General features: G+C 65.0%; 21 protein-coding genes and 1 tRNA gene. 5 read left to right on the plus strand and 17 right to left on the minus strand.

Annotated elements, in window-relative coordinates:
• The first annotated feature begins 66 nt into the window (after nucleotides 1–66).
• Nucleotides 67–1281 carry a winged helix-turn-helix domain-containing protein gene (locus RCH11_RS05430; RefSeq protein WP_327055975.1) on the plus strand — a complete coding sequence of 405 codons (1215 nt, stop codon included), beginning with the start codon at nucleotides 67–69 and terminating at the stop codon, nucleotides 1279–1281.
• Nucleotides 1282–1303: 22 nt separating this feature from the next.
• On the opposite strand, the gene RCH11_RS05435 is transcribed toward RCH11_RS05430, so the two are convergent.
• Both RCH11_RS05435 and RCH11_RS05440 read right to left on the minus strand, forming a co-directional pair.
• Nucleotides 1304–2197, minus strand: coding sequence for a M48 family metallopeptidase (locus RCH11_RS05435; RefSeq protein WP_327055976.1), 894 nt, complete (start codon nucleotides 2195–2197; stop codon nucleotides 1304–1306).
• A gap of 10 nt (nucleotides 2198–2207) precedes the next feature.
• Complete coding sequence (locus RCH11_RS05440; RefSeq protein ID WP_327055977.1) at nucleotides 2208–2774, minus strand: LemA family protein; 567 nt, start codon at nucleotides 2772–2774, stop codon at nucleotides 2208–2210.
• 174 nt (nucleotides 2775–2948) lie between these two features.
• Here RCH11_RS05440 and RCH11_RS05445 point away from each other — a divergent pair, with 174 nt between their 5' ends.
• Nucleotides 2949–3476, plus strand: a complete 528-nt coding sequence (locus RCH11_RS05445) for an adenine phosphoribosyltransferase (protein WP_327055978.1) — start codon at nucleotides 2949–2951, stop codon at nucleotides 3474–3476.
• Nucleotides 3477–3563: 87 nt separating this feature from the next.
• The gene (locus tag RCH11_RS05450) at nucleotides 3564–5513 is read left to right on the plus strand and encodes an amino acid transporter (RefSeq protein ID WP_327055979.1); all 1950 of its coding nucleotides are present in this window, start codon (nucleotides 3564–3566) and stop codon (nucleotides 5511–5513) included.
• 13 nt (nucleotides 5514–5526) lie between these two features.
• Here RCH11_RS05450 and RCH11_RS05455 read toward each other — a convergent pair whose 3' ends face one another.
• The 5 genes from RCH11_RS05455 to RCH11_RS05475 all read right to left on the minus strand — a co-directional run bounded on the left by RCH11_RS05455 (nucleotide 5527) and on the right by RCH11_RS05475 (nucleotide 10766).
• Nucleotides 5527–6864 (minus strand): D-arabinono-1,4-lactone oxidase, encoded by a 1338-nt coding sequence (locus RCH11_RS05455; protein WP_327055980.1) that lies wholly within the window; start codon nucleotides 6862–6864, stop codon nucleotides 5527–5529.
• A gap of 46 nt (nucleotides 6865–6910) precedes the next feature.
• Nucleotides 6911–8158 carry an alanine racemase gene (locus tag RCH11_RS05460; RefSeq protein WP_327055981.1) on the minus strand — a complete coding sequence of 416 codons (1248 nt, stop codon included), beginning with the start codon at nucleotides 8156–8158 and terminating at the stop codon, nucleotides 6911–6913.
• Entirely contained in the window at nucleotides 8158–9441 is a 1284-nt protein-coding gene (locus RCH11_RS05465) for an MFS transporter (protein WP_327055982.1), read from the minus strand. Before RCH11_RS05465 ends, RCH11_RS05460 begins: the two co-directional genes overlap by 1 nt.
• A 3-nt stretch (nucleotides 9442–9444) precedes the next feature.
• Nucleotides 9445–10065, minus strand: coding sequence for a TetR/AcrR family transcriptional regulator (locus tag RCH11_RS05470; protein WP_327055983.1), 621 nt, complete (start codon nucleotides 10063–10065; stop codon nucleotides 9445–9447).
• Between the two features lie 161 nt (nucleotides 10066–10226).
• On the minus strand, nucleotides 10227–10766 hold the full coding sequence (locus tag RCH11_RS05475) for a hypothetical protein (protein ID WP_327055984.1): 540 nt from the start codon (nucleotides 10764–10766) through the stop codon (nucleotides 10227–10229).
• On the opposite strand from RCH11_RS05475, the gene RCH11_RS05480 reads away from it, so the two are divergent.
• On the plus strand, nucleotides 10747–12525 hold the full coding sequence (locus tag RCH11_RS05480) for a hypothetical protein (RefSeq protein ID WP_327055985.1): 1779 nt from the start codon (nucleotides 10747–10749) through the stop codon (nucleotides 12523–12525). The two genes, RCH11_RS05475 and RCH11_RS05480, sit on opposite strands and share 20 nt — an antisense overlap.
• 35 nt (nucleotides 12526–12560) lie before the next feature.
• Here the strand turns inward: RCH11_RS05480 and RCH11_RS05485 are convergent, their stop codons facing one another.
• Entirely contained in the window at nucleotides 12561–13820 is a 1260-nt protein-coding gene (locus RCH11_RS05485) for an FAD-binding protein (RefSeq protein ID WP_327055986.1), read from the minus strand.
• A gap of 6 nt (nucleotides 13821–13826) precedes the next feature.
• Nucleotides 13827–15599, minus strand: a complete 1773-nt coding sequence (gene aspS, locus RCH11_RS05490) for an aspartate--tRNA ligase (protein WP_327055987.1) — start codon at nucleotides 15597–15599, stop codon at nucleotides 13827–13829.
• A gap of 198 nt (nucleotides 15600–15797) precedes the next feature.
• Here aspS and RCH11_RS05495 point away from each other — a divergent pair, with 198 nt between their 5' ends.
• Entirely contained in the window at nucleotides 15798–16694 is an 897-nt protein-coding gene (locus tag RCH11_RS05495) for a DUF1028 domain-containing protein (RefSeq protein WP_327055988.1), read from the plus strand.
• Between the two features lie 106 nt (nucleotides 16695–16800).
• Here RCH11_RS05495 and RCH11_RS05500 read toward each other — a convergent pair.
• The 8 genes from RCH11_RS05500 to RCH11_RS05535 form a co-directional block, all read right to left on the minus strand.
• Nucleotides 16801–16874 (minus strand) — tRNA-Leu (locus RCH11_RS05500).
• 15 nt (nucleotides 16875–16889) lie between these two features.
• Complete coding sequence (locus RCH11_RS05505) at nucleotides 16890–18209, minus strand: NAD(P)/FAD-dependent oxidoreductase (RefSeq protein ID WP_327055989.1); 1320 nt, start codon at nucleotides 18207–18209, stop codon at nucleotides 16890–16892.
• Between the two features lie 10 nt (nucleotides 18210–18219).
• A complete protein-coding gene (locus RCH11_RS05510; RefSeq protein ID WP_327055990.1) occupies nucleotides 18220–19500 on the minus strand; it encodes a S8 family peptidase in 1281 nt (426 codons plus the stop codon).
• Between the two features lie 37 nt (nucleotides 19501–19537).
• On the minus strand, nucleotides 19538–20035 hold the full coding sequence (locus tag RCH11_RS05515) for a DUF501 domain-containing protein (protein WP_327055991.1): 498 nt from the start codon (nucleotides 20033–20035) through the stop codon (nucleotides 19538–19540).
• The gene (locus RCH11_RS05520; RefSeq protein ID WP_327055992.1) at nucleotides 20032–20580 is read right to left on the minus strand and encodes an FtsB family cell division protein; all 549 of its coding nucleotides are present in this window, start codon (nucleotides 20578–20580) and stop codon (nucleotides 20032–20034) included. The genes RCH11_RS05515 and RCH11_RS05520 overlap by 4 nt, the downstream gene beginning before the upstream one ends.
• Before the next feature lie 19 nt (nucleotides 20581–20599).
• Complete coding sequence (gene eno, locus RCH11_RS05525) at nucleotides 20600–21880, minus strand: phosphopyruvate hydratase (protein ID WP_327055993.1); 1281 nt, start codon at nucleotides 21878–21880, stop codon at nucleotides 20600–20602.
• 40 nt (nucleotides 21881–21920) lie between these two features.
• Nucleotides 21921–23210, minus strand: coding sequence for a histidine--tRNA ligase (gene hisS, locus RCH11_RS05530; protein ID WP_327055994.1), 1290 nt, complete (start codon nucleotides 23208–23210; stop codon nucleotides 21921–21923).
• Nucleotides 23203–23814 carry a TetR/AcrR family transcriptional regulator gene (locus tag RCH11_RS05535; RefSeq protein ID WP_327055995.1) on the minus strand — a complete coding sequence of 204 codons (612 nt, stop codon included), beginning with the start codon at nucleotides 23812–23814 and terminating at the stop codon, nucleotides 23203–23205. Before RCH11_RS05535 ends, hisS begins: the two co-directional genes overlap by 8 nt.
• Nucleotides 23815–23930: the final 116 nt, after the last annotated feature.

Consider the following 23930-nt stretch of genomic DNA (forward strand, 5'->3'; position numbering starts at 1 on the left):
GCACACCATTGCCGCCCCGGAAGCGTCACCCCGAAGAGGGTCGGTCGCGCTCGCTAGGGTCAAGAGGTGCGCGAGCAGACGATCTCCCCCTCCCAGGCTCGTCGCATCGCTCTCGCCGCTCAGGGATTCGGACGTGTGAACACGGCCGAGCCAGGGGTTCGCCAGTTGAACTCAACGATCGACAGGCTGGGACTCCTGCAGCTCGACTCGGTCAACGTCTTCGAGCGCAGCCACTACCTCCCGCTCTTCGCCAGGCTCGGCGCCTACAACAAATCGCACCTCGACCGGCTCACCTTCGGGCACACCAGCCGATTCATCGAGTACTGGGCGCATGAAGCGGCCGTGATACCGGTGGAGAACTGGCCACTCTTTCGCTGGCGAATGGACGCGAATCGGCAGCGATACTCGAAGACCGGCAGCTGGGTGGCGGAGAATACGGCGATGCTCGAGTGGTTACGCGCCATGCTCGCCGACCGCGGTGCCGTCGCCGCGAGCGAGATCGAGCACGATTCCGGAAAAGGCGCGGGCGGCTGGTGGGGCTGGTCAGAGGTCAAGACCGGGCTCGAGTGGCTCTTCAGGTTCGGGGAGGCGGTCTCCGCCGGCCGCTCACGGTTCGAACGACGTTATGCCCTGGCGTCGGCGACGCTTCCCCCCGACGTTTTCGAGCGCGAGGTGACGCCGAACGACGCGATCCGCGAGCTGCTGCGGTTGTCTGCGAGGGCGCACGGCATCGGCACCCTCGGCGATTTCGCCGATTATTACCGCATCAAGACCACACCCGCCCGGGCCGCCGTGAACGACCTGGTGGATGCCGGAGAGCTACTGCCGGTGACGGTGACGGGTTGGAACAAGCCCGCTTTCCTGCACCGTGACGCCCGCATCCTGCGTCGGATCGAGGCGACGGCGTTGCTCTCCCCCTTCGACCCGGTGGTCTGGGAGCGCACCAGGGCCGAGCGCCTGTTCGGGTTCCACTACCGCATCGAAATTTACACGCCCGCGCACAAACGCGTGTTCGGTTACTACACGCTGCCGCTGCTGATCGACGACCGGCTGGTGGGCAGGGTCGACCTCAAGAACGATCGCCAGAACCTGGTGTTGCGGGTGCAGTCAGCCTGGACCGAGACGGATGCTCCGCCCGAGACCGCTGCGAGACTCGCGATCCTGCTGCGCGAGATCGCCTCCTGGCAGGGGCTCGAAAGCGTTCTCGTCATGCCGCGGGGTGACCTTGCTCCGGCAGTCGCCGCCGAGCTCGGCCAGCCGACTCTTCCGGTGGTGCAGTAACTCGCCCCGCGCGACTTCGCGGCTAAAACTCTCCGCCGATTTTGTGGAGGCGGGCCACCCGGTCCACGATCGGCGGATGCGTACTGAACAACTTGCTCATGAAGCCAGGCTTGGTCGGGTCGGAGATCCACAGGTGCGCCATCGACGAGTTCTGCTTCTGCATCGGGCGCCCGTACTGGCTGAGCTTCTCGAGAGCACTCGCCAGGGCATCCGGATTGCGCGTCGTCATTGCGCTCGTGGCATCGGCGAGGTACTCGCGTTGGCGCGAGATGGCGGCTTGCACGCCCGCGGCGACGAGTGGCGCGATGATCATCGCGGCGATACCGAAGACGATGACGATCGGGTTTCCGCCGCCTCCCCCACCATTGCGGTCGTTACCGCGGCCCCCGCCGAAGAAGGCGAATCGCAGGAAGAGATCGGCGATGAAACCGATCGCCACGACGAGGCCGAACACGATCATCGACACTCGGGTGTCGTAGTTCTGCACGTGGCCCATCTCGTGAGCCATCACGCCTTCGAGCTCCGAGTCGTCCATGATGTCGAGAAGGCCGGTGGTGGCGGCGACGTAGGCGTGTGCGGGGTCGCGGCCGGTGGCGAAAGCGTTCGGGGCCGGGTCGTTGATGATGTAGACCTTCGGCATCGGCAGTCCGTCAGTGATCGACAGGTTCTCCACGATGCGATACAGGCGGGGGTTGTCGGCCTTCTGGATCTTCTGGCCGCCGGAAATCGAGATCGCCAGGCGGGAGGCGGCGAAATACTGGATTGCGGCGTAGGCCACCGCGATGGAGATAACCACCCACGAGATAGACCAGCCGTAGACGTACCCCGCCAGCACACCGAGTCCGCTGATGATCAAGAGAAACAGCAGGATGATGAAGACGGTGTTTCGTTTGTTCCTGGCTATTGCGCGATACATGAAGCTCTAGTTAGAACTGCACGCGGGGCGGTTCTGCGATGGCCGCGGAGTCCGCCACCTCGAAGAAGTCACGCTCGGTGAAGCCAAGTCCACGCACGAAGAGAGTATTCGGGAAGGTCTTGACCTTCGTATTGAGCTCACGCACGCCACCGTTGTAGAAGCGACGCGAGGCCTGGATCTTGTCTTCCGTGTCGACGAGCTCGCCCTGCAACTGCAGGTAGTTCTGGCTGGCCTGAAGCTGCGGGTAGGCCTCTGCGACGGCGAAAATGCTCTTGAGTGCGCTCTGTACATGGTTCTCGGCGACCGCGGCATCCGCCGGAGTTGACGCGCTGATTGATTCGGCTCGCGCTTTGGTCACGGCCTCGAAGACACCGGACTCGTGGGCCGCATAGCCCTTGACCGTTTCGATGAGGTTGGGCAGCAGGTCGGCACGTCGCTTGAGCTGCACGGTGATGTCACTCCACGCCTCGTCGACACGCACATTAAGGCGAACGAGCCCGTTGTAGGTCGACCACAGGTAAATGCCGATGATGACGACGAGCACGACGATGATGCCGACGACGATAAGGGTTTCCATGACCGGTCTCTCGAGAGCTGGATGCTACGAAGCGGCGAACCGCGTGAGATTCTAATTATATCCGCGCCCGGTTCTCCCCCACGGGGTTCGGAGCACACTCCGAGCCAAGCCTCACTCCCACCCGTGGCAGGCTTGGCTGTCAGCAACAGACCTCCCAGTATGAAAGGAGTGCGGATGTCGAACGCCGCCCGCGAAACTATCGAACGACTCAGCCGAGTCGTCGTTGACTTTCCCTCCCCCGGTATTCTCTTCCGCGACCTCAGCCCGGTGTTCGCGGACGGACCTGCCTATACCTGCGTAATCGATGCCCTCCTCGCTCCCTTCGAGGGACAGTTTGACGCCCTGGCCGGCGTGGAGGCGCGGGGTTTCGTGCTCGCCGCCGGGGCCGCCTACGCGACCGGGCTTGGCTGCCTGATGATCCGCAAATCGGGCAAGCTGCCGCGACCGGTAATCACCGAGGACTACGAGCTCGAATATGGCAAGGGAACCCTCGAAGTGCGTCCCGACGAACTCGCACCCGGCACTCGAGTGCTGCTGCTCGACGACGTTCTCGCCACGGGTGGCACTCTCGGTGCCAGTTGCCGACTCGTCGAAAGGGCGGGCTGGACTGTCGCGGGTATCAGCGTCGTGCTCGCGCTCGGTGAGTTGCATGGCGCCGACACGCTGCCCGACCGCCGGGTGAACGCGCTGCTCACTATCTGATCGATCCATGCGCCGGATCTGGCAATACCGTGCGCTTCGGGAAGTTATTCTGGCAATGAGGGTCAACCTCCAAGAGGATTGGTACTCATGGCAAGAAATTCTGGACCGCTGCGGACATCCGGATCGCTTCGCGACTGGATGCTGCAGGGGTTGACGGATCGCTCTGGAGCTCACCCAGGCCCGCACGCGAAGGTGGCGGAGAGGACCCACTCCTGGTGGCGGGTGATGTGCCTCACCGGCGTCGACTACTTCTCCACTCTCGGATACCAGCCCGCGATCGCCGCGGTTGCGGCCGGGCTGCTCTCACCCTTCGCAACCATCGTGCTCGTGGCTCTCACCCTCTTCGGGGCGCTGCCGGTCTACCGTCGGGTGGCTCGAGAGAGCTTCCGCGGCTCCGGCTCAATCGCGATGCTCGAGCGGCTGCTGCCATGGTGGGCCGGCAAGCTGTTCGTGCTTGTGCTGCTCGGTTTCGCGGCCACTGACTTCATGATCACGATCACCCTCTCCGCTGCGGATGCCTCCGCTCATGCCATCGAGAACCCCTTTGCCCCGAGTTGGTTTCATGGCAACGAGGTGGTCATCACGCTCGTGCTCGTCACTCTGCTCGCGATCGTGTTCCTGCGCGGCTTCAGGGAGGCGATCGGCATCGCCGTGCTGCTCGTGGCGGTCTATCTCGCGCTCAACGTGGTCGTAATCCTCGTGTCGATGGGCCAGATCTTCGTGCATCCGATCGAAGCCACCAACTGGTGGAGCGCGGTGAATACTCAGCACGGCAATCCGCTCGTGATCGTGGGGATCGCCCTCATCGTGTTCCCGAAGCTCGCCCTCGGACTCTCCGGCTTCGAGACTGGTGTGGCAGTCATGCCGCAGATCACCGGGGACGCGGATGACATCGAGTCCAATCCGGTCGGCCGCATCCGCGGAGAGCATCGCCTGCTCACCAGCGCCGCCATCATCATGAGCGCATTCCTGATCACCTCGAGCCTCGTGACGACGATTCTCATCCCGCAGAAAGCCTTCCAAGCCGGAGGTCCCGCCAACGGTCGTGCCCTCGCCTACCTCGCCCACGAGTACCTCGGCCCGATTTTCGGCACCGTCTATGACATCTCCACGATCTGCATCCTCTGGTTCGCCGGAGCCTCCGCGATGGCGGGGCTCCTGAACCTCGTGCCTCGGTATCTTCCGCGGTACGGCATGGCGCCGACATGGGCTCGCGCCGTTCGTCCCCTCGTGCTCGTGTTCACCGCGATCGCCTTCCTCATCACGATCGTCTTCCAGGCCAACGTGGATGCCCAGGGTGGCGCCTACGCGACCGGCGTCCTGGTGCTGATCACCTCGGCATCCGTCGCTGTGACGCTCTCGGCGCTGCACAAGAAGCAGCGCAAGCGCACCGTCGGGTTCGCCATCGTGTCGCTGGTGTTCCTGTACACGACGATTGCCAACGTGATCGAGCGACCGGACGGCATCCGCATTGCCGCGCTGTTCATCATCGGCATCCTGGTAATCTCTGTCGTCTCCCGGGTGCAGCGGTCGCTGCAGCTGCGGGCGACTTCGGTGGAGTTGGATGCCACGGCCCTCGAATTCGTGACCGCGGACGCCGAAAACGGCCATATTCGTATCATCGCCAACGAGCCGGATGACGGCAGCAAGCTGGAATACAAGAATAAGAATTCCGACGAGCGCCGCTTCAGTCACATTCCCCAGAAGTCGAAGATCATCTTTCTCGAGGTGCACCCGGCCGACTCCTCAGACTTCGAGGAGGACCTGTTAGTGCAGGGCATCAACAAGCACGGCTTTCGCGTGCTCGAGGTGAAGAGCGGCAACATCCCCAACACCCTTGCCGCCGTTCTGCTTCAGATCCGGGACGAGACCGGAATGGTGCCAACGATCTACTTCGAGTGGAGTTCGGGCAACCCGATCTCGAACATGTTCAAGTTTTTGGTGACCGGCGTTGGCGACATCGCACCGGTGACTCGCGAGGTGCTTCGTGAATCGGAGAAGGACTCGAAGCGTCGTCCCGCCGTGCATGTGAGCTGACGTCAAAGGCGGGCTAGGCCCCGAGCACGCGATCCAGGTAGCGGTTCGTAAACGTGCGGTCGGGGTCAAGGCGGTCCCGTGCGGCCACAAAATGGGCGTGGTGCGGGTAGAGTTCCGCAAGCGACTCCGCCGCTTGGTAATGGATTTTTCCCCAGTGCGGCCGCCCCTGGTAGCCCCGCATGATCTGCTCGACGCCACGGAAGTACTCCTCGGGGTCGTCCCGGAAGTACCGGTGAACGGCAATGTAGCCGCTGTCCCGGTCCGACGCCGTCGACAGCCAGTTGTCATCGGCGGCCGCGAACCGCACCTCGACCGGGAAGGAGATCGTCCACCCGCGCGAGTCGATGAGCGAGCGGATGTCGCGGAGGGCATCCGGTATCGCCGCTCCCGGGATCGCGTATTCCATCTCCCGGAACCGGGTGGTTCGCGGGCTGACGAACACCTCGTACGAATGGTCGGTATAGCTGCGGTTGCCGTAGACCCGGGTGGCCAGCCGGTTGATCGCCGGGGTGATTGCCGGCGCGAGTCGCCCCACGTTACAGAGCAGGGCGAGCATGGCGTTCGACACGATGCGGTCTTCAACGAACGCCGCGACCGCACCGACGGGATGCCGCTCGGCATCAGCAGGAAGCCGCGTGTTGGACTTGGTCATCACGCCGTCGGTGTGCGGCCACCAGTAGAACTCGAAGTGATCGACCGCGGCGGCACGCTGCTCGAGACCGTCGAGCACCTCGGAGAACCCGCCAGGGCGCTCGACGGCATGCAGAAGGAACGAGGGCACGCACTGCAGGGTGAGGTCGACGAGGATGCCGAGGGCGCCGAGTCCGAGACGTGCGGCGGGCAGGAGCTCGGGATGCTCGGTCTCGCTGATGCGCAGCACCGACCCATCCGCCGTCACCATCGTCACCGCCACGATCTGGGCGGCCAGGCCGGGAAAGCGTGCCCCGGTGCCGTGAGTGCCGGTGGAGGTGGCCCCGGCGATGGTCTGGCGGTCGATATCGCCCATGTTGGGAAGCGCAAGCCCAGAGGGCTCAAGCAAGGCGGGGAGCTGGTGCAGGTTCGTGCCGGCCCCGAGGGTCACCCGGTTTCTCGGCAGATCCACGCTGAGCAGGCCGTCGAGGCGCGACAGGTCGAGCTGCACATCCTGGGCGCGCGCGATGGCGGAGAAGCTGTGGCCGGCACCGACCGTCTTGACGGTGAACTCGCGCTCGCGGGCGAAGCGCACGATCGCGGCGACCTCGTCGATGGTCGACGGGCTGGCCGTCATCAACGGACGCACGGACTCCGTCCGGCCCCAGTTGCGCCAGTTCGTGCCAGGGGTGAGACCCGCGATCGCTGTTTCTACTGACAATTTTCCCTCCCCACTGTGACTCTAGTGCCACCCGATTTGCTCCCGCTCACAGGAAGGCCTTCCCCTCACCCCGATAGGTTGGCAATGTATCAACGATGCGGCCACCGTCCACCATTGCGAACGCGTCGAGGTGTTCGCTGAGCTCTCCCGCCTTCGTGTGTCTCAGCCACACCCGGTCCCCGACGGCGAGAAGAGCCGCGGCCTCCCCGGTCAGCGGGGTCTGCACCTCGCCGGCCATCTCGGCGCCGACCATCTTCGTGCCTTGCGGCCAGGCCACCAGCGGGAGCCGATCGGCGCCCGGTGGGCCAGAGGCCACCCAACCGCCCCCGAGCAGAGTCGCCATCCGCACGGAAGGCTTGCGCACCACGGGCAGCACGAACGATGCGGCCGGCGCGGGATGGAAGTGACGGTAGTGGTCGAAGAGGTGTGGACCGAACAGGCCGCTGCCCGCCGCGATCTCTGTGATGGCAGCCTCTCTGCTGGTGGACTCGAGCGAACCGGTACCCCCTCCGTTGACGAACTCGAGATCGGCGACCGAGCGTACGGCGGCGACCGCTTCGGCGCGGCGAGCAGCGAGCTCGCCGGCCGAGGCCTTCTGGATCCAGCGCACGGCTTCCCCGCGAAGGACGCTCGAGGGTTCGTTCCCGAGTCCGGCGATCTGGCTTTCGTATGCCATCATCCCCACCAGGGCGAACCCGGGACGCGTCACGATCCGTTCGGCGAGGGTGCGGGCGTCGTTCACGGTGAAGACCGGCGACCGATACGTGCCGAGATGCCCGAGAACCTTCGGATTCCACGAGGCGTCCAGCTCGAGACAGACACGGATGCATTCACGGGTCTCGGGCGAGACCACGGCATCGATGTAGTCAAGCTGTTCGACGCTGTCGATCATCACGGTGACCCGAGAGGCGAGCAGCGGGTCGTGAGCAAGACGACGGATGGAGGCCCGATCGACACTCGGATAGCCGACCACGACATCGGTGATGCCCTCGTGCTCTGCATCGCCCTCCGCGAGCCACAGCGCCTCGGGGAGCGTGTACGCGAGTACCCCCGAGTATCCGGGAAGAGCGAGCACCGCATCAATCACCCCGCGAACCCGCACCGACTTCGACGCGACCCGGATGGTGGTGCCGCTCGAACGTCGCAGCATATCGAAGGCATTGTGGGCGAGCGCGGGAACCGAGATCACGCCGAAGGGCGGATCGAGCTCGGCCGTCGCGGCGTGGAGAGACGGCCAGTATTCGGCAGGCCTTAGCCACTGCTCGGCCACGGGCGGGGTGAGGGAGAGGGGCATCAGCGCACCGAACGAATGGGCAGAACGGCCAGAGCACCGAGCAGGGCCGTAATCGCCGAGAGCACGAACAGCCCCTGGAATCCAGCGAGCGCGGCGACGACGACGGCACCGATGAGCGGCGCGATTGCCTGCGGAACGGCGGTGGCAATGTTCATGATGCCGAGATCCTTGCCGCGGGTGTGGGCGTCGGGGAGCACCTGGGTCGCCAGCGCCTGGTCTACCGAGAGAAAGCAGCCGTAGCCGAGTCCGAGGATGCCGGCCGCCACCATCGCGACACCGAGCACCGGAACGAAGGCGAGCATGAGCGCCGCGATGCCCTGGAGGGTTGCCGCCGCGAAGACGAAGGCCTTGCGGCGGCCGAGACGGTCAGAGAGACGACCGAGCACCAGCGAGGCGAGCACCACGAAGATCATGTAGATCAGGATGAGTACGAGCAACACGTCTTCAGCGTGAGAAACCTTGAGGCCGTCCTGCAGGAAGTAGAGCAGCAGCGAGGTACCGAACGCGTTTCCGAAGTTCACCAGCACACGACTCGTGAGCGTCCAGCCGAAATCGGGATGCTGGCGCGGGCTGATCCAGAAGCTGGCGATGAGACCGCCGAGGGTCAGTGGCGCCCGGGCGGAGCGCGGCAGAACGGCATCCGGAATGCGCAGGACGAACGGCAGCACCAGCCCGAGGAGAAGCACGGCCACGAGGGTGTATCCCACCACCTGGCTGAGCACCAGCACCACGACGAGTAGGACCCCCAGGATGGTGCCGATCGCCTGGGGTGCGGAGATCCAGCCTGATACGAACCCCCGCTGGTCCACCGGCACCTGGTCGGAGATCACTGCGGTGAGCGCCGCTGTGAGCACGCAGAATCCGATGAGGGCGAGCGACCAGAAGATACCGATACCGATCAGCGACTGCTGCAGGCCGAGCAGGACGAGCGCAATCGAGAAGAGAAGAGCACCCCCGAGAATCCAGGGGCGGCGGCGACCCAAGCGGGAGGTCGTGCGGTCGGAGAGAGCTCCGGTGAGAGGGAAGGCGATGAGCGCGAACATCCCTGCGATCCCGGAGACGACACCGAAGGCGACGACCTTGTCGACCCACGAAGTCGCACTGAGCTGAGCCTCGACCTGCGCGGGCAGCAACAGCTGAATCGGCGTGAGCTGCGCCATCCATATTCCGAGCCAGGCGACGGCGAACAGGGCGATCCAGCCCCCGGAGACGTGGCGCTTCGGCTCGGCGAAGGGCTGCGGCGGTTCGCTGGTGACGGTGAGGTCACGGTCGGGAGACGTCATCGGTCAGTTCACTTCCCGGGGTACGAGGGGTCGGCTCACCGCGAGCGCTCCGATCGTGTCGGCGGCAAAATCAATCAACCGGCCGGCGGCCTCATCGTCACGATCGGCGAGCCAGGCGATAGTCAGCCCATCGGTGATCGCGATGAGGATGCGGGCGAGTTGCTCGATCGGCAGGCTCCACTCCACCCCGGTGACTTCGGCACCTCGCTCGAGCAGCACTCGCGCGGTGTGGAAATAGCTTGCGTACTGGGCACGGGGCAGGTGCTCCAGCCCGGGAGTGCGCAGGGAATACTGCACGAGTTCCTGGAGTGCTTGTTCACGCGAGGGATGCGCCCGCAGCAGGTCGAAGTAGGCGTGCATTCCTGCGCGAACGGCCGAGCGGATGTCGGCATCAGGGTCGAGCGCTTCGAGCGAGACTCGCTGCTCGTCCTGCACCACGAAGGCGATGACCTCGCGGATCATCTCATCACGGGAGCGGAAGGCGTAGTGGAAACTCGCGAGGGACATTCCAGCCTCGGACACGATCGCCCGCGTAGTCGCTCCGTTGACGCCGTCGCGATGGATCACCCGCAGGGCAGCGCGTACCAGTGCCGCACGTCGTTCGGCGGAACTCACCCGGCCCATCGCGGATCCTCTCCTGCGGCGCGGTGATCTGCGGTCGAATGACTACACCGCCGAAGTGGGTCAGGTGACCCAGTCGCGTGACTTGAATCATGGCGGGGATGCTGGTCCACGTCAATCACGACCGGGAAAATATCCGGACGATGAATGAATCCTCACTTCCATTACCACGCACAGATAATTGACACCGGCGGCGATGACGTGCTGAATGGAGTCACGGTGCAGCCCTCCCCTTCGAACGTCCCTCGACGTCCGTTTCGCGATCGCGGAGCGAGCGTGACCCGTCGACGAAGCATGTATCGGCGGCTCGGTGCCGCGGTCGCCATAGCCGGATTCGCGATCCAGACGATGACGCTGATGGGCGCCGCAGCGATCCCGGAGGACAATTCCGGAACGCCGTCGCCTGCCAGCACCAGCACTAGCACCAGCACCAGTGCCAGCACCAGTGCCGTCGCCGATCCGACTGCAAGCGGGGAACCGACGCCGTCCCCAGCCCCGACCAGTCCGATCAGACCGACCTCGGACTTCAGCTTCAGCGCTCCCCCGTTCTCCCCGACCAACGCGGTGCGCCTCACCGGCACGAAGGTTGTCGGCGGCAGCGTCGTCGTCAGACCGGCGGCTGGCGGGATGCCGCTCTGCTCGATCGAGGCATCGAGTGCCACGGATTTCAGCTGTATCGCCGCGATGGCCAGCGGCCGGGCCATCGTGCTCAGCGCGGTCGAGACTCTCGACGGTGTGACATCCGCTCCCCTGTCGGCCACGGTCGATGTGCTCGGTGCTCCCACTATCGTCGGCGCGCCGGACTCCCTCACGACCGGACTGGTCTCCGGCTACGGCTTCGCGGGCAGCACCATATCCACGGTGCTCGACGGCGGAGCGATCGGATGCTCCGCGGTAGCCACCGACGCGGGCTACTGGTCATGCTCGCTCGCCGTGCCCTCCGGATCGTATGTAATGCGGGCGACGCAGTCGCGCGCCGATCTGGGCGGCGGCGCCTCCTCGTCGCTGTCGGGCTCCCTTTCCCTCGTGGTGGATCGGGATGCCCCTCCGAGCGGCGCGATCACCTCCCCGGCAGAAGGAACCAGGGTCACCACTAGCGACGTCACCTTCTCGGGTACCGGGGAGATTGCGGCGGCTGGCCGGGACGGCATCGCCGACCTGTACATCGACAACGCGCCGGCCTGCCACACGGCGATCGTCGGCGGGCTATGGAGCTGCCGCGTGCGCGGGATGCCACCTGGCGCGCATTCCCTGCTGGTGATTCAACGGGACTCGGCCGGTAACTATGGCGCACCGAGCGTGCCAATCACCGTCTTCTTCGGAGCGAAGGCCGGATCGATTCCCCCCGGACCGCCGACGGCGCCGATTTCACCGGGGAGCCCGGGAGGACCGAGCCAGACCCCCGGCGTCCCCCCACCGAGTACGCCCCCGCTCACACCCACCCCTAACGGCTCTACTCCGGCTGCGCCTCCCCCCAGCGGACCCTCCGACAACTGGGGCACGCCCACAGCCTTCGGTGCCCTAATCCCCACCCTCGCGAGCAGCGTGACTCCAGGCTCCCTGCTTCTGGCTCTGCTCCTCGCACTCGTCTTCATCGTGCTGGTGGCCTTACCGCTTCGCCTTCTGAGCGGCGCACTTCGCGGGCGAATCTGGGTGCCATCCCTGCAGTTCACCGGTCGCAACCACTCACGCCCGCGCGGCAAGTCCCCGGCCGCGGCTGTCGCCGCACCGGTAAACCCGTGGCTCGCCGGAGCCGTTCCGCTGGCCGCAGCGGCCGGGCTCATCCTGATGGCCGGTGGAGTCGACGACGAGGTGCGCTACCTACGACTCACTGCGGCTGTGGTCCTCGGCCTCGCAGTGCTCAACGTCGTCGGAGTAGCGATTTCGACCAGGGTTGCCTCCCGCTGGCAGGCGGTAAGTGGACGCCTCCGATTCCTACCCCTACTATTGTTGGCCGCGCTATTCGCGGCGCTGCTGTCCCGCGCCACCGGCATTCATCCCCCGGTCATCGCGGGGGTGTTGATCGGAATCGGTTTCACGAGCACCGTCGGCGTGCGAGCGCGGGCAATCGTCAGCCTCGTGGAGATCGGCACGGTCACCCTGCTCGCCACTGTCGCCTGGCTATTCCATGGCCTGTTCGCTTCTGCGTCGGGATTCCTGGCCATGTTCGTAGACGAAACGTTTGCCACTATCGCGCTCGCTGGCTTTGGATCGGTGGTCGTTCTGGTTCTTCCCATCGCCAGCCTTCCCGGGCGCACGGTGTTCGAATGGTCGCGGCCGGCCTGGCTCGCCACCATCATGGTCGTTGCCCTCTTCGGGGCCGTGGTCATCCTGGGTGGGGGCGAGGCATCGTTCCCGATCATCGGCGCGGTGCTCGTCGCTGGCGCCTTCGCAGCGCTCAGCGTCGCGGTCTGGGGCTGGCTGCGTTTCGTCGATCCCGCCCCGGCCGAAGCCCGGTCCTAGCCGGGCGCCTCCGCCCGGCCATCGAACAGCGGTTCTCAGTCGGCCAGACCGAGAACACGCTCGAGGTAGGCGTTACGGAAACGATGCTGTGGGTCCATCCGCTCGACCAGGACGACGAATTCGGGCAGCTTCGGGTAGAGCGGCGCGATATCCGTCGCGGTCATCGTGTTCCACTTGCCCCAGTGCGGCCGCGCGTCGAACGGTGCGAGCGCCGCCTGGATCTGCGGCGCGAGCCGGGCCACTGCCTCCGGCTCGTTCTTCCAAGTGAAATGGATGGCGAGGCTCGGGCGCCCGGTGGCCTGGCTCAGCCACAGGTCATCCGCCGCCGCCGTGCGCAGCTCGGTGATCAGCAGGTGCGGGGTGATGGAGTGGCCGATAGCGCGGACGGCAGCCAGCGCGTCGGGCGCCTGCCGTCGATCCACGAAGTACTCGGTCTGGATCTCATCTCCATTGCTCGGGGTCGAATCGAGCCGGAAATGCGGGAGGCGCTCGGACCACGGGCCCGGAATTCCGCCCTGGAGCGTCGTGTTGTTCTCGCCCTCGGCAAGGGAGGTCTCGGTGGTCGACGCCGTCGCCCCGAACATCGTCGGCGGCATCGACCCGGGTTCCCCCGCCGACAGTCGGGTCTTGAACCACGCGCTTTGGATGGAGTCGCCCCGCCAGTCGGTGAACAGGCTCACGCTGTAGGCGCTCGAGGTGATTGCCTCGAACTCGGCGAGGGCGACATCCCAAAGCAGGTCGGTGTAGACATCCTGGCGCACATTAAAAGTCGGTTGGATGTCGAGGGTCACGCGGGTGACGATGCCGAGCGCCCCGAGCGAGACGACCATCCCGGCGAACTGCGGATGGGTGCGGTCGACCTCGAGCAGGTGCCCCTCCCCCGTCACCACCTGCAGCCCGGAGACCGCAGTCGCTAGCGAGCCAAGGGCATTGCCCGAGCCGTGAGTGCCGGTCGCGACGGCGCCGGCCACGGAGATGTGGGGAAGCGAACCCATATTGTGCAGGGCGAACCCCCGGGCGTTCAGCCAGCTGGCGAGTACGCCGTAGCGCGTACCGGCGGCGACGGTGACGGTCATCCGTTCGGTATCGAGACGCGGCTCGGGCTCACGGTCCACCAGTGACACGAGAGTGCCAGCGCTGTCGGCAAGGTCGTTAAACGAGTGGCGCGTGCCGAGGGCGCGGATGCGCGGACTCGTGCTTACGAGCTCCTGCAGCTGCTGAACGCTCTCAGGCGTTCTCACCTCGGCAGCTCGGAACTCGTAGTTGCCCGCCCAGTTGGTACCAACATTGCCCACGGGAACTCAGACCCTCGGCACGGCGCGGACGCCGAGGGTGCGATACAACTCGGTCTGCTGGCTGGACTCGAGTTCGGCCGGTGCGCCGGTGAGCGGGTCGTTTCCGCCGCCCGACTTGGGGAAGGCGATCACGTCTCGGATCGACTCCGTTCCCGCCAGAAGCGCAACGACGCGATCGAAGCCCATCGCGAATCCGCCGTGCGGAGGGGCGCCGAAGGCGAAGGCCTGCAAAAGGAATCCGAACTTCTCCTGCGCCTCCTCCGGCGAGATACCCATGACCGTGAAGACCCGCTCCTGCAGCTCTCGGGTGTTGATGCGGATGCTGCCGCCGCCGATCTCGTTGCCGTTGCAGACGATGTCGTAGGCCCAGGACAGTGCGGACTCTGGATCCGTGTCGAAGCTGTCGAGGTACTCGTCTTTGGGCGAGGTGAAGGCGTGATGCACCGCCGTCCAGGCGCCAGCGCCGACTGCGACGTCGCCGCTGGCGACGGCATCGCCGGCCGGTTCGAAGAGCGGGGCGTCGACGACCCAGGTGAAGGCCCAGGCCGCACTGTCGATCAGGTCGAGGCGGGCGGCGATTTCACCTCGGAGCGCTCCGAGCAGTCCACGGGACGCCTTGACGGCTCCGGCGGCGAAGAAGATACAGTCGCCCGGCTTCGCTCCGGTGTGGGCGGCGAGACCTTCGCGTTCCACATCCGAGAGGTTCTTACCGACCGGGCCACGAAGTTCGCCGTCCTCGCCGACGAGCACGTACGCGAGGCCCTTCGCGCCGCGCTGCTTCGCCCATTCCTGCCAGGCGTCGAGAGTGCGGCGTGGCTGGTCGGCGCCACCGGGCATGACTACCGCACCGACGTAAGGCGCCCGGAAAACGCCGAACTCGGTGTTGGCGAAATAGTCGGTGCACTCGACGAGCTCGAGTGCGAATCGAAGGTCCGGCTTGTCTGATCCGTAGCGGCGCATCGCCTCGGCGTAGGTCATCCGCGCTATCGGAGTGGTCAGCGTCACGCCGATGGTGCCCCACATCGCGGAGAGCACCTCTTCGGCGAGCGCGATCACGTCGTCCTGTTCGACAAAACTCATCTCGACGTCGAGCTGGGTGAATTCGGGCTGGCGGTCGGCGCGGAAGTCCTCGTCGCGGTAGCAGCGGGCGATCTGAAAATAGCGCTCGAAGCCGCCGACCATCAACAGCTGCTTGAAGAGCTGCGGACTCTGTGGAAGGGCGTAGAATGAGCCAGGCTTGAGGCGGGCCGGCACGAGGAAGTCGCGGGCACCCTCGGGCGTTGAGTGGGTCAGGGTCGGAGTCTCTACCTCGACGAAATCCCGGTCGACGAGCACATTCCGTACGGCGGCAGAGACCTTCGATCGCAGTTTGAGCGGATACGCGGCCGACTCCCGACGCAGGTCGAGATAGCGGTAGGCCAGGCGGGTCTCCTCGCCCGGCTCGTCGTCGAGCTGGAACGGCAGCACCTCGCTCGCGGCGAGCACGGTGAGGTTGGTCGCCTCGATCTCGACCTCGCCAGAGGCGATTGCGGCGTTCACGTTACCTTCGGGGCGCTCCCGAACGATGCCCGTGATCGTGACGCAGGACTCCACGCGCAGGCTTTCTGCGGTCGCCACCTGGGCGTCCCGGAAGGTCACCTGGGCGATGCCAGAGGAGTCCCGCAGATCGATGAACGCCACGCCACCGTGATTGCGAATTCGGGCCACCCAGCCGGCCAGATTGACTTCGTTACCGGCATCCGTTCGCTGGAGTGCGGACGCGTAGGTGGTTCTGTACATGGATACCCCTGGTCTGTCGGAGGCCGCTCGGTGGCTGCAAGCCCTCGGTAGCAATACTGGGTCGCGATACCCGACCGCAAGACCCGCTTACCAGCCTAGGACACGCATCACACACGGGAAGGCGCGGAAAGAGGCATGCTCCGCGCCGTGGCCCGCGCATCCGTGCCCACCGTTTCGGCGACCCGGCATACTGGGGTGATGACGTATTCGATTGTTGCAAGAGACCCGGCAACGGGTGAGATCGGCGTTGCGGTCCAGTCCCACTGGTTCTCGGTCGGTTCGGTTGTTGTGACGGGTCTTGCGGGAGTCGGCGCCATCGCGACCCAGGCGAGTCCGAACCTGAGTTTCAAACATCGTGGCCTGGAGATGCTGCGTGACGGGATGACCGCTGCCGAGGCATCCCTGGCCTTGCGCCAGGACGATCCGGCGATTGAACATCGTCAGTTTGCGATCGTGGACGCGTACGGCGGCGCGGTCGCCTTCACGGGTAGCGCCTGCATGGGCGAGGCCGGGCAGTACAGCGGAGACGGCTACACCTGCCAGGCGAACATGATGCGCAACGACACCGTCTGGGCAACCATGGCCCGCGCTTTCGAGCAGGCAGGCGGCTCTTTCTCATCACGCCTGCTCGCTGCGCTTGATGCGGCCCAGGGTGCCGGCGGTGACCTTCGTGGACAACAGTCCGCGGCTATTCTTGTCGTTCCTGCCAGCGGCACGCCCGCCGACACCGTCGTCGACCTGCGAGTCGAGGACCATCCCACCCCGCTGGTTGAGCTCCGGCGACTTGTGACCCTCGGCGGCGCGTACCGGTTAGCGGATGAGGGCGATGACCTGGTTGCATCCGGCGACTTCAGCACCGCGGCCAGTCGTTACGTCGCCGCCAACGCGCTTGCGCCCGACAACGATGAACTCCGGTTCTGGGCCGGACTCGGGTTGATTAGCGCGGGCGCGCCGGAGCGCGGGGTCGAGCTGCTGCGCGCGTCGATCGTCAGTGACACGAGCTGGTACGAACTGCTGACCCGTCTCGATCCGTCCGACGTTCCTTCGAGCGGCGAGGCGCTGCGGTTGTTGGGCGAAGCGGATTCGATCCGGTGATCGTGGCTGCGGCCCGCGCCTGGATTCACCGGTGTGCTCGTGCCGAGGTCGCCTGAATTGCGCGATCTAGCTCAGTAGTTCCGGGGATTGAGCAACAGATACGCAGTGCCCCCACAGGGACTCGAACCCTGACTGGAACGATTTTAAGTCGTCTGCCTCTGCCGATTGGGCTATGGGGGCTCGCAGCGGGCGCGGCTAGACCCGTGGCCGTGACGCGACGGTCTCGAACGCTTCGCGCGGCGTCTCACGGGCTTCGAGCGAGACGATGTCACGGCGGAATAAGAAGTTCAGCGTCCAGCCGCCGAAAACTCGTACCTTGCGCTCCCACATGGGAACGGCCAGTACGTGGTACCCCCGGTGCATGAACCAGGCGGTAAGCCCCGTGATGCCAATCTTGCCTGACTGGAATGCGCCCTCGCCGAGCCCGAGCCCAGCGACGGCCCCGAGGTTCTTGTGAAAGTACTCCCGTGGCAGGTCACCGCGCAGCGTCGCGACGATGTTCTTCGACATGAGCTTGCCCTGGCGAACAGCGTGCTGCGCGTTCGGAACACAGTAGCCCGCAATACCGGCACCCGTGAGGTCGGGGACCGCTGAGACATCCCCGGCACCCCAGGCATCCGCGACCACTCCGTCGTCGTTGATCACGCGGAGGTCAGGCTGCACTCGCAGGCGACCGCGCTCCTCGACCGGCAGGTCGGTGTTGCGCAGCATCGGGCTGGCCATGACACCGGCCGTCCAGACGATGAGGTCGGTCTCGAAGGTCTCCCCGGTTGACAGCTCAATGACGCCATCGACTGCGGAGGTCAGCTGCGTTTCGAGGTGGATCTGGGCGCCGCGCTGGGCGTAGTTCTTGATCACCCAGTGGCTCGTCTTGAGCGACACCTCCGGCATGATTCGGCCCATCGCCTCGATCAGGTGAAGATGGGTGTCGTCGAACGAGATGGTCGGGTAGTAGCGCAGCAAGTCGGTGGCGAGGCTGCGCAATTCACCGAAGATCTCGATGCCAGCGAAGCCGCCACCGACGACCACGAAGGTGAGCAGGCGGTCGCGCTCTGGACCGGCCGGAAGAAGCGCGGCCTTGTCGAAATTGGTGAGCACGCGGTCGCGGATCGCGGTCGCCTCTTCAATAGTTTTGAGGCCGATGGCCTGGTCGGCCACCCCGGGAATCGGGAAGGTGCGCGAAACCGAGCCGGCGGTGACGACGATGATGTCGTAGGAGAACTCCCACGGTTCGCCGATCTCGGGCGTGATCGTCGCGGTCTTGGTCGCGTGGCTGATGCCGGTGACCTTGGCGGTGATGACCGTGGTCTTCTCGAGGTGACGTCGGTGGGACACCACCGCATGGCGCGGCTCGATTGATCCGGCTGCGATCTCGGGCAGGAATGGCTGGTAGGTCATATAGGGAAGGGGATCAACGATGGTGACCTCGGCCTCACCCGGCCGCAGCGAGCGCTCCAGCTTGAGAGCGGTGTAAAAACCGGCGTAGCCGCCGCCAACAATCAGGATTTTAGGCATATCAGTAAGTCTATGGCCTGCGCCGCGAGCCCTTCGACTCTCGAAAGAGAGTGAACTCACGGAAAATGCTCCGCAGCACCAGAAACAGCAACGTCGCAAAAATAGCGTAAACCAGAATCGGTATTCCGATGTCGCGCAGGTCGCCGACAGCTGGCAGCACCCGCCCGAAGGGGCTCACCGGCGCCGCGATCACCGTCGGTGTGGGGGTGCGAGCGGGCGTGGGCGTGGCAGTGCTGGTCGGTGTCGGCTCCGCGGATGCCACCGCCCGACGATTGAGACGGATCCATTCCTTCAGTTCGTTGGCCGGATCCGTCGTCACGCTCGCCACTGTGGCGCTGACGGCAGCGGAGGCGTCGAACAGCCCGCTGCCGTAGACGATCGGATTGCCCTTCGACCGAGCGGTGGCCGTGAGGCGGTTGATCAAATTTCCGGCGCTGAGCCGGGGGTGCGAAGCCTTGATGAGAGCGAGCACCCCCGCGACAAGGGGCGTCGCGCCGCTCGTGCCGGCCCAGCTGTAGTAACCCCCGCCGGGGGCGGCCCCGACGAGTCCTTCGCTCGGAGCGGACACCGAAAGGGTGATGCCCTGGGAGGAGGCATCGAAGCTGGCGGTGCCGCTCTGGTCGACCCCGGCCACCACCACCACACCCGGCATCGTCGCGGGAGCGCCGACCTCGGTAGTGCCGCTCCCCCGGTTTCCGGCGGCGGCGACCACGATCACCCCCTTCTCCATGGCGTAGAGGAAGGCATCATCCCAACTCGTGGGCCAGTCAAGAGTGTTTCGGGTCAGCGACATGTTGATGATGTCGGCGCCGTGATCCACCGACCAGCGCACCCCCTCGGCGATCTGGTCGTCGGAGCCAACACCTCCGACACCGAAGCCCACCGACACGGAGAGGATCTTGGCCTCGGGTGCGACTCCGAGGATGCCGTCCCCCACTCCGTGACCGTGTCCGGCGAGCAGGGAGGCCACCATGGTGCCGTGCTGCCTGTCCTCCCCGACGGGAGTCTGGCCGTTCGCGGAGCCGATGCCCGAGACATCCGTTCCGCCGATCACGGTGCCGGTGAGGTCGGGATGGGATCCATCGACACCGGTGTCGATGACCGCGATCGTGACGCCAGCGCCCCGGGTGGTGGCCCAGGCGTTCTGCACGCCATAATCGGCTAGCCAGTACTCCCTGTCGCGGATGTTGTCGGCGGATGCTGGCGACGCCACGAGCACGGACGCCGCAATTCCCAACACGAGGGCCGCCGCTACCGCCTGAATGTGTCGTCGTGAAACCAAGCTATTCACACTCGCATTATTCACACTGGCATTATTCACACTGGCATTATTCACACTGGCAGACGAGCGGGGACCAGTCGGCCTGCTCGAGCGCAAGGTCGCCGATCGGGTTCACTCCTGGTCCTGCGGCGAGAGAGTGTCCGGCTAGGGCGTGCAGGCATTTCACCCGCGCTGGCATGCCGCCGGCGGAGATTCCGGCGATCTCCTCGACGACTTCGAGACCTTCGCGGTCGGCGAGGTAACTGCGATGCGCGTCGAGGTAGTGCGCGGCCATCGGCTCGTCGGCAAGCAATTGCTGCAACCCCGCCATGACCCCATTGGCCTCAAGGGTGGAGATCGCGGCGGTGGCAGCGGGATGGGACAGGTAGTACAGCGTGGGGAACGGCGTGCCGTCATCCAGTCGCGGACGAGTCGCGACGACAGTCGGATTGCCACAGGCGCAGCGTGCCGCGATACCGATCACGTTACGGGCAGGGCGCCCGAGCTGGCGGGAAACAGCGTCGATGTCGGCCCCGGTGACAGGCGCGAAGGGCGGAGTGGTCACTGGCCCGATCCACTCGATCCTGGCTGGCCGGAGAGGACCGGTGCGACGATCTTGTTCGCTGGAGCATCCGTGAGTCCCGCGGTGAAGACCGATGACAGCATGGTCTTCACCCAGTCCACCTGGGTGGTCTGCAGCTTGTCGCTGATGGGCTGGCCGTTCGCCGTTGTCGGGGTCGCGGCAGGGGCATCCGTGATGAGGTAGCTGTACTCGCCGGGGAACACATAGTCGAGCCGTTCACGAGCGAGCGCCTCGATGTACTTGGGATCGCTCCATCGTGCCTTCTGGCCCTTGAGGTCTTCCACCGCCGTCTTCGAGGCCGCGACATTTGCCTGCAGTGCCGCGATCTGCTGGCGCTGGTCCACCAGGATGCGCAGCGATGGCGCGAGCACCACGATAAACACCACGATGAGCACCAGCGCCGTGATCGCGAATCCAGACACCCGGATGCTGCGGAGCCACCGCCCCGACGGCGCCTCCGGGGGCAGCTGCACCGGCACGCGCTGCGTCGAGCCACGCGGGTGCCGGGTGCGGCTGTCCTTGGTCATACGTCGAGCTTAAGCGCGACTAGCTCGTGAAGCGGGGGAACGCGCTGCGTCCGGCGTACACGGCGGCCTCGGCCAATTCCTCTTCGATGCGCAGCAGCTGGTTGTACTTGGCGACGCGCTCGCTCCGGGCGGGGGCTCCGGTCTTGATCTGTCCGGCATCGGTTGCGACGGCGAGGTCGGCGATGGTGGTGTCCTCGGTCTCACCCGAACGGTGCGACAGGATCGCGGTATAGCCGGCACGCTGCGCCAGTGATACCGCATCCAGGGTCTCGGTGAGGGTGCCGATCTGGTTCACCTTGACGAGGATCGAGTTGGCCGCGGAAAGGTCGAGCCCCTTCTGCAGGCGCACCGGGTTCGTGACGAATAAATCGTCGCCCACGATCTGCACCTTGCTGCCGAGTTCGGCGGTGAAGTGCTGGTAGCCCTCCCAGTCGTCTTCCTGCAGCGGGTCCTCGATCGACACAAGCGGGTAGTTCGCAGCCAGGTCGGCGAAGTAGGCCGTGAGCTCGAGGGCAGAGAGCTGTTTGTTTTCGAAGTGGTACGAGCCGTCCCTGTAGAACTCGGTCGCGGCGACATCCGTTGCGAGAGCAATGTCGCGTCCAAGGGTGAAACCGGCCTGCTCGATCGCGGTGGCGATGAGGTCGAGTGCCTCGCGGTTGCTCGACAGGTTAGGCGCGAACCCGCCCTCGTCGCCGAGTCCGGTGGAGAGTCCCTTCGACTGCAAAAGCGACTTGAGCGAGTGATAGGTCTCGACGCCCCAGCGAAGCGCTTCGCTGAAGGACGATGCGCCGAGCGGCACGATCATGAACTCCTGCACGTCGATGTCATTGTCGGCGTGCGATCCTCCGTTGATGATGTTGAGGAGCGGCACCGGCAGGGTGTGTGCGTTGGGCCCACCGACGTAGCGGAACAGCGGAAGGTCGGCCGAGTCGGCGGCGGCCTTCGCGACGGCGAGCGACACACCGAGGATGGCATTGGCGCCGAGTTTCTGCTTGTTGTCGGTGCCGTCGAGCTGGATCATGGCCCGGTCGATGAGGCGCTGGTCGGTGGCGTCGAATCCCTCGAGAGCCGGCCCGATCGTGTCGATGACGGCCGAGACGGCCTTCTGCACGCCCTTGCCTCCATAGCGCTTCTTGTCGCCATCGCGCAGCTCGTAGGCCTCGAAGGCACCGGTGGAAGCGCCCGATGGGACGGATGCGCGAGCGACGATGCCGTCCTCGAGCAGAACCTCGACCTCCACGGTCGGGTTTCCTCGGGAATCGAGGATTTCACGGGCGCCTACTGCTTCGATCAAAGCCACGACGGGACTCCTTAAGATTGGGGGATTTGCGCTCGCCACTCTACCCGGCAGCGAGTTTGCGCATCCGCAGGTCGGCCACGGTTGCGGCACCGATCGACACCGTCGCGATTTCGGTAAAACCGGATGCGGTGAGCTGGGCGAGCAGTGGCTTCAGGTTGCGCGGTGCGCGTTCCAACCTCACCCGTCGACCACTCGCGATCAGCTCCGCCTTCAGCCGCATCAGAGTGGCGGATGTCACGTCACTGTCATACACAAGCGCGACTCCGCCAGCACTCTCGTCGTCGCGAAGCCGCACGAGATCCACGATTCGCTCGAAACCGATCGAGAAGCCGGCAGCCGGAACATCCGCACCGAGGAAGCGGCCGATCATGCCGTCGTAGCGGCCGCCGCCGCCGAGGGAGTATGGCAGGTCGGGGTGTTCGATCTCGAAGATAGTGCCGGTGTAATAGCCCATGCCGCGCACTAAAAACGGATCGAACTTCAGACGTGAGCTCGCGAAACCTGCCGCCTCGATTCCATCAGCCAAAGCCACAATTTCATCGATGACGAAACGATCCACTTCGACTGGCAAGTATGTGGACAACTGTTCGGCGGAAAAGTTCACCATTCCTTCACCAATGTGACCGGCCAGATAGACATCGAGAAGCGTGACTGCAACTTCGTCAAACTTTCGATCTCTTAATTCTGCGATAACGCCATTGGGCCCAAGCTTGTCGAGCTTATCGATGGTTATCAACGCTGCCTCGTGCTGATCGCGCGGAAGAAAAATCGAATCCAGAAGCCCCGACAGGATTCGTCTGTCATTGATACGGATCGTGCAGCCAATAAGTCCGAGGGCTTCGAGCGTGCTCAAAGTTGCGGTTATTAACTCAAGCTCAGCGAGGGTGCTCGGTTCTCCAACAACGTCGATGTCACATTGAATAAATTGACGATACCTACCCTGTTGGGGCCGTTCGGCCCGCCAAACGGAGCCGATCTGAATCGATCGAAAGACTTTGGGTAACTCCGCGCGGTGGGTCGCGTAGAACCGGGTGAGCGGCACGGTGAGGTCGAAGCGCAGTCCCAGATCGGTGAGATCGAGGGCATCCGTCGCGGTGGCAAAGTCTTCCGCGGTGAGACCGCGCTTCAGCACTCCGTATGCGAGCTTCTCGTTGTCTCCTCCGAGCCCCGCGTGCAGCCGAGACGAGTCCTCCATAACTGGGGTCTCGATCTCGTCGAAGCCGTGCGCGGAGAAGACGGAGCGGATGACCGCCAGCACCCGCTCACGTCGCGCCTTGTCGACGGGCAGGAAGTCGCGCATTCCGCGCGGGGGATTTACCGGGCTAGCCATGCGTCGATTGTTCCACGACGATCAGGTCCTGAATGCGCCGCCCGTAATGCTGGAGCACCCGCTCGAAGGCTGCGGTCGTGCGCTCGACATCCCTGCTGACGAGGAGGTCGTAGTGCAGCCCGTAGAGCGTCACGACGATGATGCGTACTTCGAGCTCCGCGTCGTCGGCTGGCACCCCCATCTTCACCAGCGCATCGACTCCCGAGCGGTTCCACCGGTCGAACGAAGCGAGGGTGAGACGATCGGCGCGTGATTCTCGTGATTCGAGCATTGCCGCTTCAAACTCAAGGCGCTGCAGCTGCAGGCTGCGTTCGTCGAGCGAGAGACGCCAGGAGTGGCGCAGATTCTCGAGATGCTGGTCGAGCAGGCCGCTTTCTTGATCGACTGTGCGGACGACGTAACTCTGGCGCTCGGAGACCGCCTGCATGACCTCGCGAACCAACTCGGCGCGTGTACCGAAGTGATAGACGAGCGTGTAAGTGCTGACGGACAGCGCCCCGGCAATGGTGCGAAAACTGAGGCCGGAAAGCGGCTTGTCGAGCAAGTGGTCAATGATCGCGAGAAGCAATGCGGGCTTGCGATCAAGGTCTTTGGGGCGCGCCACGCGATAAACATAACGCACGTTTGGAGAATTGCGCCAGAACGGCTAAAGTTAGTGATGTACCAGCGCCGTCGATGCATATCCGGTGCATTGTTTCTCCTCAGGAACAACCCACCACT

The organism is Glaciihabitans sp. GrIS 2.15 (genome assembly GCF_035984695.1).
Taxonomy (GTDB): Bacteria; Actinomycetota; Actinomycetes; order Actinomycetales; family Microbacteriaceae; genus Lacisediminihabitans.

Coding starts and splice junctions, on each gene's coding strand:
- RCH11_RS05435 (WP_327055976.1), bottom strand. CDS start 2,197: ATGTATCGCGCAATAGCCAGGAACAAACGAAACACCGTCTTCATCATC.
- RCH11_RS05440 (WP_327055977.1), bottom strand. CDS start 2,774: ATGGAAACCCTTATCGTCGTCGGCATCATCGTCGTGCTCGTCGTCATC.
- RCH11_RS05445 (WP_327055978.1), top strand. CDS start 2,949: ATGTCGAACGCCGCCCGCGAAACTATCGAACGACTCAGCCGAGTCGTC.
- RCH11_RS05450 (WP_327055979.1), top strand. CDS start 3,564: ATGGCAAGAAATTCTGGACCGCTGCGGACATCCGGATCGCTTCGCGAC.
- RCH11_RS05460 (WP_327055981.1), bottom strand. CDS start 8,158: ATGCCCCTCTCCCTCACCCCGCCCGTGGCCGAGCAGTGGCTAAGGCCT.
- RCH11_RS05465 (WP_327055982.1), bottom strand. CDS start 9,441: ATGACGTCTCCCGACCGTGACCTCACCGTCACCAGCGAACCGCCGCAG.
- RCH11_RS05470 (WP_327055983.1), bottom strand. CDS start 10,065: ATGGGCCGGGTGAGTTCCGCCGAACGACGTGCGGCACTGGTACGCGCT.
- RCH11_RS05480 (WP_327055985.1), top strand. CDS start 10,747: ATGGCCAGCGGCCGGGCCATCGTGCTCAGCGCGGTCGAGACTCTCGAC.
- RCH11_RS05475 (WP_327055984.1), bottom strand. CDS start 10,766: ATGGCCCGGCCGCTGGCCATCGCGGCGATACAGCTGAAATCCGTGGCA.
- aspS (WP_327055987.1), bottom strand. CDS start 15,599: ATGTACAGAACCACCTACGCGTCCGCACTCCAGCGAACGGATGCCGGT.
- RCH11_RS05495 (WP_327055988.1), top strand. CDS start 15,798: ATGACGTATTCGATTGTTGCAAGAGACCCGGCAACGGGTGAGATCGGC.
- RCH11_RS05505 (WP_327055989.1), bottom strand. CDS start 18,209: ATGCCTAAAATCCTGATTGTTGGCGGCGGCTACGCCGGTTTTTACACC.
- RCH11_RS05520 (WP_327055992.1), bottom strand. CDS start 20,580: ATGACCAAGGACAGCCGCACCCGGCACCCGCGTGGCTCGACGCAGCGC.
- hisS (WP_327055994.1), bottom strand. CDS start 23,210: ATGGCTAGCCCGGTAAATCCCCCGCGCGGAATGCGCGACTTCCTGCCC.